Here is a 20784-nt window from a genome sequence, read left to right on the forward strand (position 1 = left end):
ATTAAATGTAATTTTTTACTCTATTTTAATAATCTCACCTCTCTCATAACTATTATTACTTCCTATTAAAAAATTAGCATTTTTTGGTAATATTTTAAACGTATACCCTCTATTTCTTAAAGATTCAAGAATTGAGATCGTATCTTTAAAAGAAACAAATTCGTTATCTATAATAATTTCAGTTGCTTTTTTAGTTTTAACAAAAGACGAAATTACCATTTTTTCTGTTTTTAAACCGTGAAACTGCACTTTATTTTGCAAAACTAAAACCAGTTTATCCATCAATTTTTCCTCTGATGAATACAATAAATAGGATTTAGAAAGATTTTTTACCCCAAGGTTCCGGAAGGTTTTTCCTTGAAACCTTTTTATAAAAGAGAAAAAAACAATCCCCATTTGCATAAAAATCGAAAAGAATAAAGAAACTTTAAAATGCTTTTTATAAAAAAAATTCATAGCTTCTTGAAAACGTTTCATATATCTTTCATCCTTAAAGGTACTTTCTCCCTTGTAGTGAATTACGGTAGTTTCATGGAAATAAAAATTGGCTTTTTCTTTTTGCGAAACGCGATAAGACAAATCAATATCATCGGAATACATGAAACAATTTTCATCAAAACCTCCCATTTCAAGATACAAATCCCTTTTCATAAACATAAAAGCACCTACGAGAATATCAACTTTCCCTGTTTCATTTTCGTTTAAATGTTGTGCATAATAATCCCCAAATATTTTTGATTTAGGAACCAATTTGTATAAACCTGTAATTTTTGTAAAAGCAACCCAAGGAGTTGGGATACCACGTTTACTTTCGGGCAAAAAATTCCCCGAACCATCGATTAGTTTGCAGCCTATAATCCCTAAATTAGATTGTTTTTGGGCGAAAGCCAAGATTTTTATAAACGTATCTTCAGCGACAACAGTATCAGGATTAAGAATGCAAATATACTTTCCTTTAGCTTGAGCAACACCTATGTTGTTACCCTTTGGAAAACCTATATTTTCATAATTCATAATGAGTTTTACGCTTGGAAAACGCTGCTTTATCATTTCACAACTGTCATCAGGAGAATTATTATCAATTACAATAATTTCGCTATCAATGGTTTCTAACGCTTTTTGAACGCTCAAAACACATAATTCGAGAAAATAACGCACGTTGTAATTGAGAATAATGACGGATACCTGCATTTTTCAAAGATATCTTTTAAGATGTAAAAAGACAAAGGTTAAAAGTTTTTAAAAATAGCAAAATATGATTTGACACCAGTACTTCTATTTACTTTAAAATCTATAATGATCGAAAATACTTTTGTTTATCTGCCAAAGTCATCCTGCAAACGAACAATATCATCTTCATCCGAAGGGTTTTCTGGATCTGTATGCTGCCAAATTTCGGCAACTATCCCCCAAGAATCAAGACCTATCAAACGATGCCGTTCCCCTTTGTCCATTTGAATAAAAGTACCTGGTGCTAACTTCTGAATGTCCCCCTCTTCATCGGTCAAACTCGTTTTTACCCCAACCTCTCCGGAGAGTATTTTCCATATTTCGGCTCTGCGATGGTGAAATTGCCATGACAATCTTTTATGCGGAGCAACAACCAAAATTTTCGGACTCAACTTATTTGTAATTTTAATCACATCCATTTCAAGATGTGGAAAAAATTGAGCTGCAAAAGCAGCTGCCTGACTTTCATCAATTACAAAAAAACCTCCCCAAGGTCGGGTTTCATCTTGCTTTATTATGGTGAAATTTTCTTTTTTTAATGCTGTTGCAATTTGTTCAAAAACAGCACTTTTTTCTTGTGTATCAAATATGTTAAGGTTCATTTTTTTGTTTTAAAAAAGTAAAAATATTCCATTAATAGTATTTAAGCAAATTCTAGTGGCTATAAATGATAAATTCATTCGATTTTAATTTTGAGTTTCCCATTAGGATTTGTGCTCCCTTTGGAACACTCACTTGCGTTTCTTTACCAAAATTCACAAGTACCGTGATTTGGTCTCCTTCCAAAGAACGGGTAAACAAAATTTGATTGTTATGATGTTCTAGTCTTTCGTATTTCCCATATTGCAAAACTTTTTCATTATTTCGCAGCGCAATCAGCTTTTTGTAGCCGTTAAGAATGGACTTTTTTTTGTTCATTAAACGCTGAACATTGGTTTTTTTGTAATCCGGATTAATTTTTATCCAGGTTTTCTGTGTTGAAAAACCTGCGAAAGGAGTTCCATTCCATTGCATCGGACTTCGGGATTTGTCCCGGTTGTGCTCATTTCCTTCAACAAGTGCGTCATTCGATTTTTTACCTTTGGCCAGAGCCAATTCATAATGAGTCCTTCCTTGAATATCGACCATTTCGCCTAAATTTTCTGCGATGATGTTATGCATCCCGATTTCTTCTCCATAATAAACAAAAGGAACCCCTTTAGCGGTAAGCATCAATGCCGCTAATGCCAGCGCTTTATCAGGATTACCATCGGCTAATCGGTCTAGCATTCGAGGCATATCATGGCTTCCAAAAAACAAAGTTGGATAATTGCTCATGTTTTTTTCCATACTTTGCATCTCGTCAAAAATACGTTGCGAAGAAAATGTTTTAATGCTTCCAAAGTTGAAATTAAAAACCACATCCAACAAATCCTGTGACTGGTATTGTTTTAAAACCTCAATTTTATCGCTTCCTATTTCTCCTACTATAAAACGATTATCATATTCGCTTACAGTCGATTTTATGATTCGCATGGCATTTTTCACACCTGCCTGATCAATGTCGTTGGTGTGCTGTTGTAGCCCGTCTTTTGACGGGTTATTCGCCGTAATTCCATCGGTGGTTAAGAAATTGATCACATCCAATCGAAATCCATCGACACCGCTATCCAGCCAAAAGCGTAGTACTTTTTGAACCTCAGCCACAACTTTAGGATTCGACCAGTTGAGATCTGCCATTTTTTTATCAAACTTATGATAGTAATATTGATGGGTTACCATGTCTTTCTCCCAAGCGGTTCCACCAAAAAAAGATTCCCAATTGTTGGGTTTGTCTTTCCAAATGTAATAATCCCGATATGGATTGTCAACTGATTTTCGAGATTCCTGAAACCAATTGCACTCCGTTGAAGTATGATTCAGCACCATATCCATAATCACTTTAATTTCGCTTTTATGCGCTTCTTTCAAAAAAGTATCAAAATCTGCTTTGCTGCCATAAGTAGGATCCACCTCATAATAATTAGCAATGTCATAACCGTTATCTACCTTTGGCGAAGTGAGAAATGGAGTCAGCCAAATACCTTTTATGCCCAACCCCTTCAAATAATCCAACTTTTTGGTCATCCCTTTAAAATCGCCATATCCATCGCCATTACTGTCTGCATAACTAGGCATATAGATTTGGTAAAATACCGATTCTTTCCACCATTTTTCTGAATTTTCATGCTGTTGTCCGGCAACGGAGCTACCAGCAAACAGCAACAAATAAAATAATGTGCTGATTGTATATTTCATATCAAAAAGTTTGTTTTTTCTGTTGAAAATTATAATCTACCACAACACCGTCTACTAACATTTTAGAACCTTCATACGTTACTTTGCCGCCAGAAGGAACAGAAATAAGTACCGCAGCACTTTCTGGAGCAATCTTTATTTTAACCGAAGAAGAAACGTTACGCGCAACAAAACGCCCCGAAACAGTATTGTACAAATCGACTTTTTTTCCTTGCTCTGTAGCTACTGAAACTTTTTTATTCGTAGTATAAGGGTTATAATATAAAAAAGAAGGATAGGCTTTATCACTATAAAAATCAGTAGCCAGTAGATTCAATTGTAGAATTCCAGTCACATTCGTTGGACGGATAATGCTTCCGAAGATCCCCACGTGTCCGCTGCCATAAACACTGAATTGTGATTCTTCGGGATTTTGACCCGGTACCCAAAGCGGTCCGTCACCCTGTGCCACGGGTCCTTTTAAGTTTTCATAGGCTTTATAACTGGACTGACGAATCATCCCTTCATACCCGATTACTCCTTTGCTAACCTCAGCTAGATGCGGAATCGTTTCGTGCTCATCCGGCATGTACTGCGGATAAAAGAAACGCGAAGCATTAGCGGCGTTCAACATCCATTTCCCAATTGCCGTAGCATACGATTGATTGTAGCGAACCATTGGAACCATTGGCCAAGCCATATCATAGGTATTCATCAAAAAGCCATAACCACCATGATCCACGGTACTACCAACGGTTCCTGAAATGTCAATTCCGTTCCAGTTGCCCACCAAAACACCCCAGCCTTCCCTACAAATTGCGGTTCCATCGAAGGTCCAGCCCAACATTTTATTCGTGTCGTATTGCGCTGCTCCTTCTTCTGCGTTTATTCTTGCCGCTAAATAAGCCCCAAAAGGCATTAGCAATTCATACGTTGGATTTATAGGTTGCGATTGTAGTGCAGCCAATGCACTTTTGGCTCCTTTTAAATACCTTGGATCTCCAAATTTTTTATACGCGGCATACAAAACCCACGCATGACCTGCTGCGGCATCAGGTTGCGCACAGATGTTGTTTTTCATCGGTTTCATTTTGCCATAGTCAAAATAGGAATAATCATAATTCCCATTCAAAATAGAATCGGCCTTGAAGAATTTTTCGGCTATACTTTTAGCGATTACATCAAAACCAGGTTCATTAGGGTATTTGTCATAAACGGCATAAAACAAGAGATTCGGATATACATCATACCACCAATCCCGTCCATAACCACCACCCAATAAAGCCACTTCCGGAGCCGTATTGTTCATCATAATGTCCCAACCTGTTTCACTATTGAAATAATTTTTTAGCATACCAACATAATTTAAATTTGGTTGTTTGCTTTTGTCTATCCCCACTAAACTGGCACCTAATGTGGCTCCCATTGTAGCGAGTGCTTCATGAAACATCCCTTTATTATTGGTTCCTTGCCTCACATCAGCCACTGCGGTATAGATACCAACAACGTTTTGAGGAAAATTCTTTTTGGTACTGTCTATCCATACCATCGGCCAAAATTTACCTTTGGCATTAAAATCATATACGGTACTATCAAAACGCACCGCCATTTTTTTATAATCGATGATTTGAAATGGTTTGGGCAAGTTTGGCATTTGGTCCACACGTGCTATCCTTTGTTGTTTAACTTGGGCCGTTCCATTGAACCCGAAAAGGATAAGAAACAAACCAGCGCAAGTAATTTTGAAAATAATATTCATTTCTTATTTTGATTTAATTATAATTCTATTTTAGAAATTGATCGGTATTACAGCATTTTTTCGGCCACTTCATTCCGTACTTTGCTATCAATTACTGGTTCATCCGGAGAAAGCAATTTCCCTTCTGCTATAATTTTCTTGGCGACAAAAATAGAACTCAACTGCAATATCGCAACGATAACAATAGCATAGCGCAACGCAATTTCAGTGGAGATAGCATAGGCCAAAACGAGAAACGTTCCCGCTCCTAAAAATCTCCCTGCAAACAAACCAGCTTCATGATTTAGAATATAAGCAAATTCGCCTCTTTTTTCAATTTTAGAAACAATATCGATTACTTTAAATTGAATTGGAAAATACGCCAAATCCATCAGGGGTTTTGCTATCAACAACAATAAAATAAACATAATCACACCGGTTTGATTGAATAACAACCCATTGACTATTGCTCCTAAGGCAAATAAAACAAGTCCGGCAGTAAAAATTTTTATTCGATCCGAAGGTTTTGAAATCCTTCCTAAAACATACATAATTACTGCAGCAATTATAGCTCCTATAGATTGAGCAGTTCCTAATGCCCCTTCTTTCCCTATCAATAACATGATTAGCATAGCAGGTGCTGTTACCAGAAAACCCTGTACCAAGCCTTTCAATACTGACAATGACAACAACTTATACCACAACTGATGAAATTTAAAAAACACGTATTTTTTTTGTTCCGGGTTTTTGAATGTCCCCCTAAAACAAACAATAGAGGCTGCTACAGTCACTAAAAATACGATTCCGGTAATAATTAGATAGGCCGTGTGGATTTGTGCTTCGTCTCCACTTGATTCGATAAACCAACCGATAGTAATCGGAATGACTACGGCTATAATCGTGTAGAAAAAGGTTTCCAAACCATAATAATAATTTCGATTCGTATCATTGGTAATGGCTAATGCCAAATAATCTCTGTTGGACCAATAAAAGCCAAAAGACAATCCCATCGTAATACCTGCAAATCCTATTCCCACTAAATCTAATGTCTTTAATGACATCATAATCATCATGGAAACGCCGCTAAGCATCATTCCTGCCGAATATAATTTCCTGATATTAAAATGTTTCAGCAAATAGCCATTCAATAAAAAAGTAAGCGGAATTCCGGTATAAATAGTAAGCTGATATATCACCACTTTTACCGGGTCATTAGAGCTTCGCATCACATAAGCAGCTACAAAAATATCGATCACCGGCAAAACGATGGCATAGACCAGATTAGTAAGTACTAATATTTGAAAATTGTGGGTCTGGCTTTTAAAATGGCTAATTTCGGTTTGTAGTTTCTTGAACATTAGTTAAATTTTAAAAGTGAATAAATCGCTTTGATAGAAAACTCCGCGCCACAAACAAACTCATCCGAAGCACCGTAATAGATGGTAACCGTATCGCCATCAGGCTGAACAACATGTCCGTTAGTAAATACTACATTCCCAAAAAAACCAGTCAACTCATAGGTTGCGGTAGGAACCATTATGGGTTCTTCAGTACGTGCAATTACTTTTGTAGGATCTTCTAAATCCATTAAAAAAGCCCCTAAACAATATTGATGTGCCGCATTGGCTCCATGATAAATAGCTAGCCATCCTTTTTCAGTTTTTATGGGAGCAGCTCCGGCACCCACTCTTTTGCTATCCCATAGTCCAGCCCTTGTTTTTATAATACAATGGTGATTTCCCCAATGTAGCCCATCCGGAGAGGAAGTGATCCAAATATAATTTCCTCCAATATCAACGCTGCTTGGGCGGTGTAAAGCATAAAACATCCCATTTATTTTTTCATCAAAGATGGCGCAATCCTTATTGTGTGGTGGCAACATCATTCCATGGGATTGAAAATTTTTCCAATCGGTTGTGGTGCGTAAACCTACTCCTACTCCATTATCAGAAACTGCTGTATAGGTCAGGTAATATTTATTTTCGAGCAAAGTAACCCGGCAATCTTCTATACCAAATGTTTCCAGCAATCCCTCACCAACTAAAGGTGGATAATTCTCTGGCTCATAAAAATGATGTCCATCGGTACTGCATAATAATCTCAAATGTGATAAAGTAGTCAAATAATCTACTCCTTTATAATTGATCACTCTGGCATCGCTGGCGTCTAATTCCGGATCGTCTGTAGGAATTTCTATAATTTTAATTGCTCCAGTTTCCGTTAAAATAGGAAACGAAATACTATTCTCTTTTTGTTCCGGTCTTTCGGCAACACGAACAATCAACCATGTTTTCCCTTCAAATTGAAATACCCCTGGATTAAGAAGACAGGTAATTTGCAAGCCTTCTCTACTGGCTGGTAAATCTGCTGGGGATAATAATGGGTTTTGTGTAAAACGTTTTGCAATATCTTTCATGCTATTCTATTTTAGTTTTTTTAGTTTTTTTAGTCGAAATCTATTTCTAGCTTACGAAGACGTGTAGTGTAACAGTAAATCTATTCATAAAATCTTACAACGATTCTATTTATTTACAGATCTATAGAATCAGAAACTGATTTCATTGGATTTAAAAAAAACAGACCATTTATGAAATTCATGTTGGTTCAGATTTTACTTTTAAGGATCAGAAATCAATTCAAAATATAAAAATAGAGAAGCAGCAATTTTTTAAATGCAACTGCTACTTCTCAAGGGATATTAAATAAACCAAACCAGTTTAATTAAAACATTAATACCCTGGATTTTGTGTCAAAGTCCCTGCAGATGCATCAATTTCTGATTGAGGGATTGGATACAACATATGTTTATCTTGAAAACTTTTGCCATGAGCGGTCATCACTGCTTTTGCAATTCCCCATCTTTTTAAGTCCAACATTCTTTGATTTTCGAATCCAAGTTCTGCTCTTCTTTCTGAAATTAACCAGCCTTTTACAGTTGCTTTATCTGTAGCTGCAGCCCGGTTTAGTAATGTTCCCACTGGCGGAATTGTTCCTAATGCCGTCAGGCTAGTTCTTGCTCTGGCTCTTATTTGGTTGATAATTGCAATCGCTCCGGGATAATTCCCTGTTTCATTCATTGCTTCGGCTTTCCAAAGCAGGGCATCAGCATAACGCAGGTACACTTTATTTGTAGGGGCATCATCATTGCCTTTATTGGCACCATTTAAACTTCCTAAAATTTTATTCACATTTTGATTCGCGGCATCAACTGTGTATAATTTTCTTGGATCGTTTGGTTCAAATGAATTTAAAAAATCAGTGCTTGGCGCAAAGAATCCCCATCCCAAAGGAGCACAAATCCCATTCCCTTTTCTTGGGGTGGTATTCGATTGATGATCGTAAGAAAAAATAACTTCATTGTCCGTATATTCTTTAGCTGTACTGAAATTGTCGAAATAATTTGTATTTAAACTATATCCAAGTGTCGCTAAATCATCCACTAAAGTTATTACTTCTGCCCATTTTTGAGTATATAAAGCCGCTTTTGCCTGGAGCGCTATTACGGCTCCTTTTGAAACTCGCCATTTTTCTGTGGTAGAAGTATATTTAGAGTTTGGCAACAATGCTTTTGCTAGGACTAAATCTGATTTTATTTTATCCCAAACCAATCCTTTATCAGCTCTTACTGCAACATCAAAAGCTTCCTGATATGTTTTTACTGGGGATAAAATCAACGGCACGTCACCAAAATTAGTAACCAAGGAGAAATAGTAGTATGATCTTAAGAAATAAGCTTCTCCCAACAATTGATTTTTTCTGGCAGCAGTTATTCCTGTAACTGTTTCTATATCCGCTTTTGTCAATAATTCGATGGCGGCGTTTATTCTTTTAATTCCTTCATAATCATATTTCCATAACCCGTTTGGCCCTCCATTAGTAGATGTAAAGGTGAAATTATTGATTTCGTCAATCCATGGTTGATCGCCATCAGAAGACCATTTTTTCTCCATATCATCCGAGGCGATATCTTGCATGATATAATCATTCTGAAAAACAAGTCCTCCGGCCCAATCCCATTGGGCCAGGATATTCAATCTATTTGAAAGCAATTGGTACGATGAACTCACCGATTTTTCCAATGTATTTAATGTCGGTGTAGTATTTGCCTGTTCCAGCGTTGTCAATCCAATTGGGTCTTGCGTAAGTTCGTCTTGACAACTTACCAATAACATCAAGCCTAATATAAGTCCAGTTATAACTATTTTTTTCATGATTTATATTTTTACTATTTTATTAAAGTTGCACTTTTAATCCTAAAATAAACGACTGAGATTGTGGATACGTTCCTTTGTCAATCAATGACGTGGATTCTGGATCTAAGCCCGTGTATTTAGTCACTGTAAATAAATTTTGACCTGATGCATACAAGCGCAGGTATTTAACCCCAGCTATTTCAGTATTAAAAGTGTATCCAATTTCAATATTTTTTAATCTTAGATACGACGCATCTTCAACAAAAACACTCAATACATTTCCACCTCCATTGTTGTTAAAAGTAAGTCTGGGAGTTGTATTGCTTGTTCCTTCACCGTGCCAGCTATTCAATACTGCTGTTGTTGAATTGAAAGGACGGCTATCATAATCCAAGATTTGTTTCAAATCATTATAGCGATCCACTCCTTCTACACCTTGTAATAAAAAAGAGAAATCAACGTTTTTATATGAACTGGAAAACGCAAAACCATAGGTTACTTTTGGAATCGGGTTACCTATAAAAGTTCTGTCATCAGCGTTAATCTGACCATCACCGTTTAAATCTTTAAACTTGATATCTCCTGGTTGTGTTCCATTGGCATTTGCAAATAAAGTATTGCTCACTTCAGCAGCATTTTGATAAATCCCATCAAATTGGAAACCATAATAAGAGCTTATTGGCTGTCCTACTTCTGTTTTAGTATGTGTCGCTTCATCAGTAATATTCTTTACAAATGTTTGCAGTTTATTTACTCTATTGGTCAAAGTAGCGATGTTCGCATTTACATTGTATTTGAATGCGTTATCGTTGTTTTGAAGATTCAATCCAAATTCAAATCCTTTGTTGCTTACCTCTCCCGCATTTACAAAAGTTCTGTCGATAACTCCTACAGCTACTGCCGGTAAACCTACTGTCAATAATATATCTGAAGTTTTTTTGGTAAAATAATCCGCAGTAAAGGATACTTTATTTTTCAAAATTCCTAAATCTATCCCAAAGTTAGTTTGCGTGGTAGTTTCCCATTTTATATCTTCATTTCCGTATCTTCTTACACCTGGCGGGTCAGAAGTTACATCAACAATTGTTTGATACGCATTATTAGGTATTTCTTGATTCCCATTTTGCCCCCAACTTGCTCTCAATTTTAAATTAGATAACCAATCCGCTTTTTCCATAAAGTCTTCTTTAGAAACTACCCAACCACCTGAAACAGATGGAAAGTAACCCCATTTATTATTCGACCCAAATCTAGAAGAAGCATCTGCCCGCATTGTACTGGTAACAAAATATTTATTGGCATAGCCATAAGTTCCCGAAGCAAAGAAGGATAACAAAGCCCAGTTACTGGCAGATCCTGAACTATAAATGTTCGTATTACTCCCATAATCAAGGTATCTGAAAGGATCGGTAGTATTATCAAACCTTTCTCTACTGCCCCCTATTGCAGCTGATTTACTGGTAATATTTTCAGTTCCTAACAATAAATTGACCGCATGTTTTTCGTTAATCGTTTTTATGTAATTCAACGTATTACTGAAAGTGAAAGTCATAGCATCCCCTCTATTTTCGTTCAAACTGTTGGGTCTGTTATTTCGTCCCATACCATAAAAGGGATTGGAAGTATCACTAATGTTCGCATCTCCAAAATTTTCCCCAAAATTCTTGTTATGTGAAAATTGAATATCAACCCCTAAATTACTTCTGAATTTTAAAGATTTATCTCCCAAGAAAGCATATTCGCCATATAAATTTCCAAAGGTCTGGAATGTATTTCTTTTGTCATCTGTAAAATGAACAATTGCAATAGGGTTTGATGTATACTCGTAATTTTTACTCCAGCCATCATTAGGCCCTGTATAGAAAGGCAAATCAGTATATGGATTTCTTGCAGAATAAGTTGGATCACTTGAATTTTTATAAACTCCCAAAACTGGAGGACGAATTAATGCATGACGAATGATACCCGGAGCATCGCCACTGGAAGACAATTTATCTTGTTTAGCATAACTAAGTTGCAAATTGGTTCCCACTTTAAAACGATCAGAAAGATTTGCGTTGACATTTATTCTAAAATTAAAACGTTGGTATTTATCATTATTCTCCACTATAATACCATCTTGTCCAAAATAACCTCCTGAAATCAAATATTGCATTTTTTCAGAACCACCACTGGCCGAAACTTGGAAATTTTTAGAGATTCCTGTAGTAAACAATTCATCTTGCCAATTAGTATTGGCTAAATCAGTTCTGTTTCTGTCAGTTGCATAAGGACTAATTGCCGATGCTGCATTTCCAGCTGTATTATGCCAAGCTTGATCTTTTACCGTTAAATATTGATCTGTGTTCAACATTTTAGGAAGATTGGCGGCAAAGTGAATTCCGGAGAAATAATCAACATCAAAACTTGATTTTCCTGTTACACCACTTTTGGTCGTGATTAAAACCACTCCTCCCGCTGCTCTTGAACCATAAATAGCTCCTGCCGCGGCATCCTTTAATACGGACATTGATTTTACATCCGATTGGTTCAGGAAGGAAATATCACGTGTAGGAACGCCATCAACCACATACAATACGTCATTATTTCCTAGCGTACCTTCTCCACGAATACGAATTTTGATTCCATCACCAGGCGCACCTGTATTGGCTGACACAAAAACACCCGCTACTTGTCCTTGCAAAGCTTGACCTACATCTGCCACTCTGGTTTTTGACAAATCATCCATATTAACAGAGCTTACTGCTCCTGTAATAGATGCCTTCTTTTGACTTGTATATCCCACAATAACTACTTCGTCTAATTTTTGTGAATCACTTGTTAATCGTGCATTGACGATGCTATTTCCTATTACCGGAATTTCTTTGGTTAAATATCCGATATAGCTAAATACTAAAACCGCACTAGAATCTACGTTATTAATCGTATAATTTCCATCAAAATCAGTTACTGCATTTATATTCGTTCCCTTAATATTGATATTTACTTGTGGCAATGGACCACTACTATCCGAAACTACACCCTTAACGGTTTGAGCACACAATACACTCCCTGATATTATTGTCCATACTAGGAACAAATTACAAATAATTTTTTTTCTCATCGTTAGAAAGTACTGAATTGATTAATAAATTGAGTTATTTTTTTAATATTTACAAAAAATAAGTTAATTAAATACATTAATGATTTTTTTACCTTAAAAATCAGTTCATAAAAGTAATTGGAGTGCACAAAAAAAGATGTACACTATTTCTTCAAAAGTGTACACCTTCATAAAAGATGCTGATTACAAGACTTTTAAAAAAATTTAGCCTTTAGATTTGTATTTAAGCTGATAATTTTTTGGTGTGGTCGTATACATTTTTTTAAACTCGCGGTAGAAATAAGAACGGTTGTTAAAACCGGATTGATAGCAAACTTCCGATACTGTCAATACATTCTTACGCAACAACTCGCCGGCATGTTTTAGCCGTACGGTTCGAATTAAATCACTCGGAGTAAACCCGAAAATCTGTTTAATCTTACGATACAATTGTGAATTACTGATCCCTAATTCTTTTTCAATAAATAAGCTTTGAAGATTTTCATTATCAATATTTTTGCGTATCAGTTCTATTACGCTTTTCACAAAATCTTTTTCCTCATTATTAATGGGAAGAGCAGATAGGTTTTCGACCGGCGTATCTTGTGTAAAGTACTTTAACAGGAGTTCTTTTTCTTCCAATAATTTTTGAATCCTTATCAATAAATGATCCGGATAAAAAGGTTTTGGGATATAGGAATTGGCACCGCTTTCCAATCCTTCTATGCGATGCATAACTGAATCTTTTGCGGTAAGCATAATAAAAGGAATGTGCCAGGTTTTACTATCTGTTTTGACTTTTTTACAAAGCTCCACCCCATCCATCAAAGGCATCATGACATCACTGATGATAATATCAGGGATTTCATTTTCAAGGATATCTAATGCTTCGATCCCATTACAGGCGCTAATAATTTTATATTTCTCTCCTAATAATTCATTTAGAAACAAGTGAATTTCTTTCTCATCTTCGACTATCAGCACCTTTTTTCGATGGTCTTCAAGTACCTTAAGTGATGAAATTTTGTTGGGAATATCCTCAGTCTTGCCCGGAATTTCTTCCAGAATATTTTTTAGATGATGCGAAATCAAAATCGGACTTACTTCAACGTCTCGTTCCTTTTCAGTAAACGATTCTTTATTGCAAGGGACTAAAATGGTAAAGGTAGTCTCTTCGTTTGCAATACTGGAAACCTGAATTTCACCACGCAATACGGTCACCAATTTCTTGATGTACGCCAGTCCAATTCCCGTTCTAAACATATCATTTTCAGTTCCTGCATGGATATCCGACAAGAAAAAACGATCAAATAATGAATCTAATTTTTGTTTTGGAATCCCTTTTCCGGTGTTTATGATGGTAATGTTTAATGTTTTTGAATCCTGAATCTGAAATTTGAGATCAATTTTTCCGTTTACAGGAGTATATTTGAAAGCATTAGACATCAGGTTGAATACTATTTTCTCTATTTTATCCTTATCAAACCATCCTGTGAGGGTGGACGGAATATCAAGATTATAAACAATATTTTTTTCTAATGCCCATTCGTCAAACAATTCGGCGATTTGTTCCACCAAATTAACAAGATCAAATTCTTTTACCGTTACTTCTAAATAATCGTATTCTGCTTTCCTGAATTCTAATAATTGTTGTGTTAGAAACAATAGTCTGGATGAATTACGCTGAATCATTTGTATAAACTTCTGATTTTTATCGCTGAGATTTGCCGTTTCAGATAATTTTTGAGCTGGTCCAACAATCAAAGTCAAAGGAGTTTGAAACTCATGGGCTACATTCGTAAAAAAGGTCAATCGGTTTTCATGAAGTTGCTCTTCTCTTTTTCGAAAAAGGATATTTTGACTCAATGACTGCCGTTTATTGTAATAACTCAACACAAACAATATAAAAAGGGCAAACAACACGCTATAAATTATAATAGCCAGATTAGACTGCCAAAACACCGGTTTAATGCGGATATCAATAGCGTGAACGGGGTTACTCCAAACACCATCGCTGTTCGTCCATTTTATCCATAAAGAATAATTTCCTTGTGGAACGTTGGTAAAGGAAATTATTCTTCGGTTGCTAATTAAATTCCAATTGGTATCAAAATTCATCAATTGATAAGCATATTTGCATTTTTCACTATTAACATAGGTCAAAGCCGCTAATTCGATGTCAAAAAAGTTTTGATTGTGGTTCAATATAATCGAAGGATGTGAAGTCGCATCTGGTGGTATCACTAATCCCTGATAATAGGGAATTGCTTGATTTTGTCCGCTAATTTTATTAATAAGAATCGCTGGAATTATAGCTGATTCCTTTATTTTTTGAGGCAAAAAGTAATTAAATCCTTTTATTCCTCCCATAAAAATAAAACCTGATTTCCCATTTTGGTAAAAAGCCCCATCCGCAAATTCATTATTTTGAAGGCCTTCGTTTTTTGTGTAATTAATAAATTTTTCTCCATTAAGGATAAAATTAGATAACCCGAAATTCGTGCTTAACCAAAGATTGGATTTTTTATCCGAAACAATTCCATGAATGGTATTATTAGGAAGTCCTTGCTTAACGGTAAAATTTTTAAATATCGCTTTTCCATCACTTTTTAAATCTTCCAATAAATTTAATCCAAAACTGGTACCAATCCAAAGTCGGTTATTGGCATCAATTTGCAGGCATAAGATGTCATTATTCGATAGACTTTTAGAATCATTCTTTACGTTTTTATAAGTTCTAAATTGACCCGAATCTTTATTAAACAGGCTCAGACCGCCCAAACGGGTTCCTATCCAAAGCTGATTTTCATTCTTTGGTATTATTGAAAAAATAATATTGCTGCTTAACGTTTTCTCTCCATTACCTGCACGGTATTGCTGGAAGTCAGTTACTTTTAATTGATTTCCGTAACGTTCAATTTTACACCGAATCATTCCATACCCATTAGTTCCAAGCCAGATAAAACCTTTTTTATCTTGATAAATGGTGTAGGTAGACTTAAAATAACTGCATTTTTCGTTTCCTGAAATTTCTGACCAATTGATAAGTCTTGATTTTTTTAAGTCAAAAACAGTAATGCCACCTCCATCTGTTCCTATAAAAATTAAATCCTCTTTTCCTTTACATAATGCAAATACAGCATTATTAATCGTGCTGTTGCTTTCGTTGAAAAGGGTATATTGCAACGGTTTTTCAGGATGCATATAAAAATCCGCAGAAAAGCGAAATAGCCCTTTTCCTTTAGTCCCAACCCAGAAAGAATGCCCGTCCACTTCCAGAAACGCCCTGACAATACCACCGTCCACTTCAGGAATTTGTGCTTTAGAAATTAAATTAAAGGCTCTTTTAAGTGGATGTGTTTTAAAGATTCCATCTCCATCTGTCCCAGTCCAAAGTACGTTTTCACTTCCTTGAATTAAGGCAGTTATCTTTTGGCTTTTCAAAGATTTTAACCAGGATTTGTTGATAGAGTTTCCTATACTATCAATGATTAAATAGCCTGATTTACTCGAAAACACAAGTCCTTCCGGGATATGACCAACACTATTTTCTATATTTTTTTGAGCAATAGCCATGCTCTTTTTATCTGATAAAGAATATATTACTGCATTTCCTGTTGTGGTAACAAGACAGATTTTCTGATTTGAAACTTTTCCAAATGTTTTAACATTTTTTGCAATCAACGCTACTTTTGAAATTGATTTTTTGTTGTCGTAGTCAGTTCCAAGAGACAAAGCATAAAGTTCATTATTTTCGAATAAAACAAGTAATTCACCCGTTAGCGAAAATTCCATTCTTAAGACTGCTTTAGTAGAAAAGTTTTTAACCTTTAACGGCTTAAATTCGGTTCCATCAAAGTAACCTATACCCCACTCTTTTACAGCACAAAATACTTTCTTTGAAGCATCAAGCGCCATATTAAATTCTGATTCTGATAAGGGTGGCTTATTTTTTCTAGTAAAATAATACTGTTTAAACGTATCCGTTTTTTTATCATAACGATTAATTCCATGTATGGTCAATAACCAAATTTGACCGAAATTATCTTCTGCTATTTTCAGGATTACCTGATTACTCAGGCTATTTTCATTGTCTAATTCAGGTCTAAAAATCTTAAAGTTATTTCCGTCATATCGATTTAGACCATCCCAAGTACCAATCCAAAGTAAATTTTCGGAATCCTGAAAAATAGCATTAACGGAACTATTGGAAAGTCCTTTCGTATTATCTAATTGTTCGGTTGCATATTTTACATCCAAAGGCTTGAAAGTATCTAAAAGGGGGTTGCTATAAGTATGACTTTCAGGCATCACCTTTCCCTTAAGATTTCGATTTAGTTCGCTATCTAAAGCAGTCGTTTTTTCTTTATTATTACAAGCTGCAAGTCCTATAAAAATAAAACTAATAAATAAAATTTTAATTTTCAATTTGGTTTTTTTGACTTTAATAAATAAACATACTTTTAAAATGGATAGTTTTAAATAAATGTTTATTCAACTTCAAATATATAAAAAGTAATCAAAAAACAGGTGAGGTTGTTACACATTGCAATCTGTAGTTCAAATTCTTACCTTAATTCTATAACTTTCAAGAGGTCTGTTATGCTTAAATTATATTGAAAAATAGTCTTCATTATTATTTAACCCAGAATAGTTCTCCAAAAAAAAGAACAATCTGAAATAATAATTGTTAATGAAAACTTAGATTCAACTAAACAATTGGCAAATCGATATTTAATAGCTTACTTTTGCAAAAAATTTAGCCTTGTGAATTATCTATCAGTTGAAAATATCTCGAAATCTTTTGGAGAAAGAACTCTTTTTGAAAACATTTCCTTTGGAATTAATAAAGACCAAAAAATTGCCTTCATAGCCAAAAATGGCTCTGGAAAAACTACGATCATGAGTATTATTAATGGCTTAGAAGAGTCTGATACGGGACAAGTCGTTTTAAGAAAAGGCATAAAAATGGCTTTTCTTTCACAAAATAACAATTTGCAAGACGAATTGACCATTGAGGAAAGCATTTTCGCTTCGGATAATGAGACTTTAAAAGTGATTGAAGCGTATGAAAAAGCATTAGAAAATCCTGAGGATGAGGAAGCGTACCAAAAAGCTTTTGACGGAATGGATCAGCACAATGCCTGGGATTTTGAAACGCAGTACAAGCAAATTTTGTTCAAACTGAAGTTGGAAGATTTCAAACTGAAAGTAAAAAATCTTTCGGGTGGCCAGAAAAAAAGGTTATCACTGGCTATTATTTTGATCAATCGTCCTGATTTATTGATTTTGGATGAACCTACGAATCACTTGGATTTAGAGATGATTGAATGGCTAGAAAGCTATTTTGCCAAAGAAAATATCACACTGTTTATGGTAACGCACGACCGTTTCTTTTTGGAACGTGTTTGTAATGAAATCATCGAATTAGACAACGGAAAATTATACCAATACAAAGGAAATTACTCCTATTATTTAGAGAAAAAAGAAGAACGCATCGCATCTGAGAATTCTAGTGTGGATAAAGCGCAAAATCTTTTTGTAAAAGAACTGGAATGGATGCGCCGTCAACCAAAAGCGAGAACGACAAAATCGAAATCGCGTCAGGATGATTTTTATGACATTAAGGAAAAAGCTCAAAGTAGACGTCGTGAAAACAATGTAGAGCTGGAAATTAATATGGAGCGCATGGGAAGCAAGATTATCGAACTTCACAAAATATCCAAGAAATTCAAGGATCATGTGATTTTAAATAATTTCAGTTTTGATTTTCAACGTGGCGAACGTATTGGAATTATTGGGAAAAACGGAACCGGAAAATCGACTTTCTTGAATCTTTTAACCGGAACTTTGCCGCTTGATGGTGGAAAAGTGGTGGTTGGCGAAACGATAAAAATAGGATATTATACCCAAAGCGGAATCAATCCAAAACCGGGACAGCGCGTTATTGATGTGATTAAGGAATACGGAGAATTTATTCCGTTGATGAAAGGAAAATTGATTTCGGCTTCACAATTATTGGAGCGTTTCCTTTTTGATGCTAAAAAACAATACGATTTTGTAGATCGATTGAGTGGGGGCGAATTAAAACGATTGTACTTGTGTACAGTTTTGATTCAGAATCCAAACTTCTTGATTCTGGATGAGCCTACCAATGATTTGGATATTGTGACGCTAAATGTCTTGGAAAGTTTCCTTTTGGATTATCCCGGATGTTTAGTTGTAGTTTCTCACGACAGGTATTTCATGGATAAAATTGTGGATCACTTATTCATTTTTAGAGGTGATGGTGTTGTGGAAGATTTTCCTGGAAACTATTCTGATTTTAGAGCCTATGAAGACAGTGCCGATGTGGCCCAAAAAGAGGAGAACAAGGCCGATAAAAAAGACTGGAAACAAAACAATCCGACTGGAAACCTAACGTTCAACGAGCAGAAAGAGTTTCAGAAAACGGAACGAGAAATCAAAGATTTAGAGATTCAGAAAATAACTATGGAGCAATTGTTCTCAGATGGAAAAATTGCAGAAGCTGACATTGAAAAGAAAGCAAATGAATTGAAAAACATCATCAATAAAATTGAGGAGAAAGAGGAACGCTGGTTTGAGCTGAGTGCTAAGATAGAAGCATAGAATTAGTATTCATTGTTCAGTCGCAGTTTGCAGTGCCGAACATTAATGCTATTTAGAGTTACACCCGCAACAGAATTTTGATTTTGTTGTGGGTTTGTTTTTTCGTAAAAAACAAACTATAAATTAGTAAAAAAAATTAGAAATAACTTAAAGGCCATTTAAAATTTTGTTGTTTATTTTGCATAGATTTGAGATAAATAAAGCTTTACATATTACAGACCAAGCTATATAATTTTGGGAAGTTTGGAACAATTTTACGAGAACAACATATAAATTACCGGCAACCCTAAATAATAATGACAAAAAAACTCATAATTACCATAGCGGTCTTATTTAGTTTATCTACAATTTTAATACTGAATAATTCCTTTTTATATGAAGTTAATAAAAAATTGAATATGATTTCGGCTGGTAGTTATGCTGATGCAGAAATCTATCAGTTAAACTATTCTGTAAAAGAAGTAAAAGATGCTATAGAACTATTTAAAAAAGAACATCCCGAATTCAATACGCCAAAAGTTTCCGTTCGCAATGAAGAAGAATTTGAATTGATTGACAAAGAATCAAAAAATCATTGGTTTTTGATTTATTTTTATAATCCAGATCAAAATCTAATTTTGAATATTTGCATACGTGGCAATGGTACTAATACTAAATTAGCGTTTGTAGCAATAAATGAAAGTTTAAATATTGGAAATTGGAAAGATGTCAATAAAGATTTTTCATATAAAGAAAATGAAAAAATAAAGGAGCATTTCCAAACCAAATATCTGATGCCGATTAAAACAATATTATATAAAAATGAGTTAGACTCCTATTAGTAGGCATTTGGCGTCAATCAAAATTTAGTAGAATTAGCCTTTTTAATTATAATACCCGATCACTCTGATATATCAATATTTCGATAGCACAGACATTTTTTCCTGGTCAATAGCATCAGCTACAAATAATAACCACAGTAGAATTTAATTTGCTATGTTTTTTGTTTTATAAATGTTACGTTTTTACCAAGGAATCGAACTAAAAGCTACACCAAACAATCTATGAACCGAAAAAAATAAATAAAACAACAATGAGATGGACAATTATATTATCAACACTACTACTATTTGCATGCAATAAAAAGGAAACTCAAAGCAACTCTGTTTTGAATGACACTTTAATGAACATTCCGGAAACGACTAAAATAGTGAAGGCTGTAAAGCCAGAAAATCTACTGCCAAAACAATTTTCTAATGAACGTTTCAAAGAAGTAATTATGGAACGAATAGGCGAAAATAAATTCAGAGTGCGCGGAAAAGGGCAAATCTTTGAGGCAAACTTTAACTGGATTGTTGAAGACGGACACGAAGAGTTAAATACTGGCTTTCAGACGACTGATGCGGGGGCTCCAGAGTGGGGCAACTTTGACTTTACAATAACCGTTCAGAAAAAACGAGTGAATTCTAAATTGACCCTCGTTTTATTTGAATCAAGCGCTAAAGATGGCAGCCGTAAACATGAACTGCCGATTGTTCTATTTTAATTGCTAAGTATTAAAAAACTAAGCTAACGGTTGTTTTGCTTTAACACAAGTAATACTCCCAAAAAACTCGCTATTCAAAGTTTATAATAGTTCTTGGTTACACTACGCAAATGTCTCTGACTTCGCGCCC

12 protein-coding genes are annotated in these 20784 nt (G+C 35.0%); 3 read left to right on the plus strand and 9 right to left on the minus strand.

The genetic code is table 11. From position 1 onward, the window contains the following. Positions 1–15 precede the first annotated feature (15 nt). The 9 genes from ACNQF9_RS10460 to ACNQF9_RS10500 form a co-directional block, all read right to left on the minus strand. The gene (locus tag ACNQF9_RS10460; protein WP_417959482.1) at positions 16–1191 is read right to left on the minus strand and encodes a glycosyltransferase family 2 protein; all 1176 of its coding nucleotides are present in this window, start codon (positions 1189–1191) and stop codon (positions 16–18) included. A gap of 125 nt (positions 1192–1316) precedes the next feature. Continuing rightward, positions 1317–1832 (minus strand): cupin domain-containing protein, encoded by a 516-nt coding sequence (locus tag ACNQF9_RS10465; RefSeq protein ID WP_417990188.1) that lies wholly within the window; start codon positions 1830–1832, stop codon positions 1317–1319. A gap of 52 nt (positions 1833–1884) precedes the next feature. Continuing rightward, a complete protein-coding gene (locus ACNQF9_RS10470; protein WP_417990189.1) occupies positions 1885–3507 on the minus strand; it encodes an alpha-amylase family glycosyl hydrolase in 1623 nt (540 codons plus the stop codon). A 1-nt stretch (position 3508) separates the two neighbouring features. Then, a complete protein-coding gene (locus ACNQF9_RS10475; RefSeq protein ID WP_417990190.1) occupies positions 3509–5245 on the minus strand; it encodes a glycoside hydrolase family protein in 1737 nt (578 codons plus the stop codon). Between the two features lie 47 nt (positions 5246–5292). Next, complete coding sequence (locus tag ACNQF9_RS10480; protein ID WP_417959478.1) at positions 5293–6582, minus strand: MFS transporter; 1290 nt, start codon at positions 6580–6582, stop codon at positions 5293–5295. After that, positions 6582–7640, minus strand: a complete 1059-nt coding sequence (locus ACNQF9_RS10485; RefSeq protein ID WP_417959477.1) for a glycoside hydrolase family 130 protein — start codon at positions 7638–7640, stop codon at positions 6582–6584. The genes ACNQF9_RS10480 and ACNQF9_RS10485 overlap by 1 nt, the downstream gene beginning before the upstream one ends. 313 nt (positions 7641–7953) lie before the next feature. After that, on the minus strand, positions 7954–9435 hold the full coding sequence (locus tag ACNQF9_RS10490) for a RagB/SusD family nutrient uptake outer membrane protein (RefSeq protein ID WP_417959476.1): 1482 nt from the start codon (positions 9433–9435) through the stop codon (positions 7954–7956). 22 nt (positions 9436–9457) lie between these two features. Continuing rightward, entirely contained in the window at positions 9458–12520 is a 3063-nt protein-coding gene (locus ACNQF9_RS10495) for a SusC/RagA family TonB-linked outer membrane protein (RefSeq protein ID WP_417959475.1), read from the minus strand. A 204-nt stretch (positions 12521–12724) separates the two neighbouring features. Continuing rightward, positions 12725–16927, minus strand: a complete 4203-nt coding sequence (locus tag ACNQF9_RS10500; RefSeq protein ID WP_417990191.1) for a hybrid sensor histidine kinase/response regulator transcription factor — start codon at positions 16925–16927, stop codon at positions 12725–12727. Positions 16928–17266: 339 nt separating this feature from the next. On the opposite strand from ACNQF9_RS10500, the gene ACNQF9_RS10505 reads away from it, so the two are divergent. The 3 genes from ACNQF9_RS10505 to ACNQF9_RS10515 all read left to right on the plus strand — a co-directional run bounded on the left by ACNQF9_RS10505 (position 17267) and on the right by ACNQF9_RS10515 (position 20654). Further along, positions 17267–19129, plus strand: coding sequence for an ABC-F family ATP-binding cassette domain-containing protein (locus ACNQF9_RS10505; RefSeq protein WP_417990192.1), 1863 nt, complete (start codon positions 17267–17269; stop codon positions 19127–19129). A gap of 296 nt (positions 19130–19425) precedes the next feature. Then, positions 19426–19950: a hypothetical protein gene (locus ACNQF9_RS10510; RefSeq protein WP_417959472.1), complete on the plus strand. Its 525-nt coding sequence runs from the start codon at positions 19426–19428 to the stop codon at positions 19948–19950. 251 nt (positions 19951–20201) lie between these two features. Then, positions 20202–20654, plus strand: coding sequence for a Gmad2 immunoglobulin-like domain-containing protein (locus ACNQF9_RS10515; protein WP_417959471.1), 453 nt, complete (start codon positions 20202–20204; stop codon positions 20652–20654). Positions 20655–20784: the final 130 nt, after the last annotated feature.

It is taken from the genome of Flavobacterium amylolyticum (genome assembly GCF_048284335.1).
Taxonomy (GTDB): Bacteria; Bacteroidota; Bacteroidia; order Flavobacteriales; family Flavobacteriaceae; genus Flavobacterium.

Coding starts and splice junctions, on each gene's coding strand:
- ACNQF9_RS10480 (WP_417959478.1), bottom strand. CDS start 6,582: ATGTTCAAGAAACTACAAACCGAAATTAGCCATTTTAAAAGCCAGACC.
- ACNQF9_RS10495 (WP_417959475.1), bottom strand. CDS start 12,520: ATGAGAAAAAAAATTATTTGTAATTTGTTCCTAGTATGGACAATAATA.
- ACNQF9_RS10510 (WP_417959472.1), top strand. CDS start 19,426: ATGACAAAAAAACTCATAATTACCATAGCGGTCTTATTTAGTTTATCT.
- ACNQF9_RS10485 (WP_417959477.1), bottom strand. CDS start 7,640: ATGAAAGATATTGCAAAACGTTTTACACAAAACCCATTATTATCCCCA.
- ACNQF9_RS10475 (WP_417990190.1), bottom strand. CDS start 5,245: ATGAATATTATTTTCAAAATTACTTGCGCTGGTTTGTTTCTTATCCTT.
- ACNQF9_RS10470 (WP_417990189.1), bottom strand. CDS start 3,507: ATGAAATATACAATCAGCACATTATTTTATTTGTTGCTGTTTGCTGGT.
- ACNQF9_RS10460 (WP_417959482.1), bottom strand. CDS start 1,191: ATGCAGGTATCCGTCATTATTCTCAATTACAACGTGCGTTATTTTCTC.
- ACNQF9_RS10490 (WP_417959476.1), bottom strand. CDS start 9,435: ATGAAAAAAATAGTTATAACTGGACTTATATTAGGCTTGATGTTATTG.
- ACNQF9_RS10465 (WP_417990188.1), bottom strand. CDS start 1,832: ATGAACCTTAACATATTTGATACACAAGAAAAAAGTGCTGTTTTTGAA.
- ACNQF9_RS10515 (WP_417959471.1), top strand. CDS start 20,202: ATGAGATGGACAATTATATTATCAACACTACTACTATTTGCATGCAAT.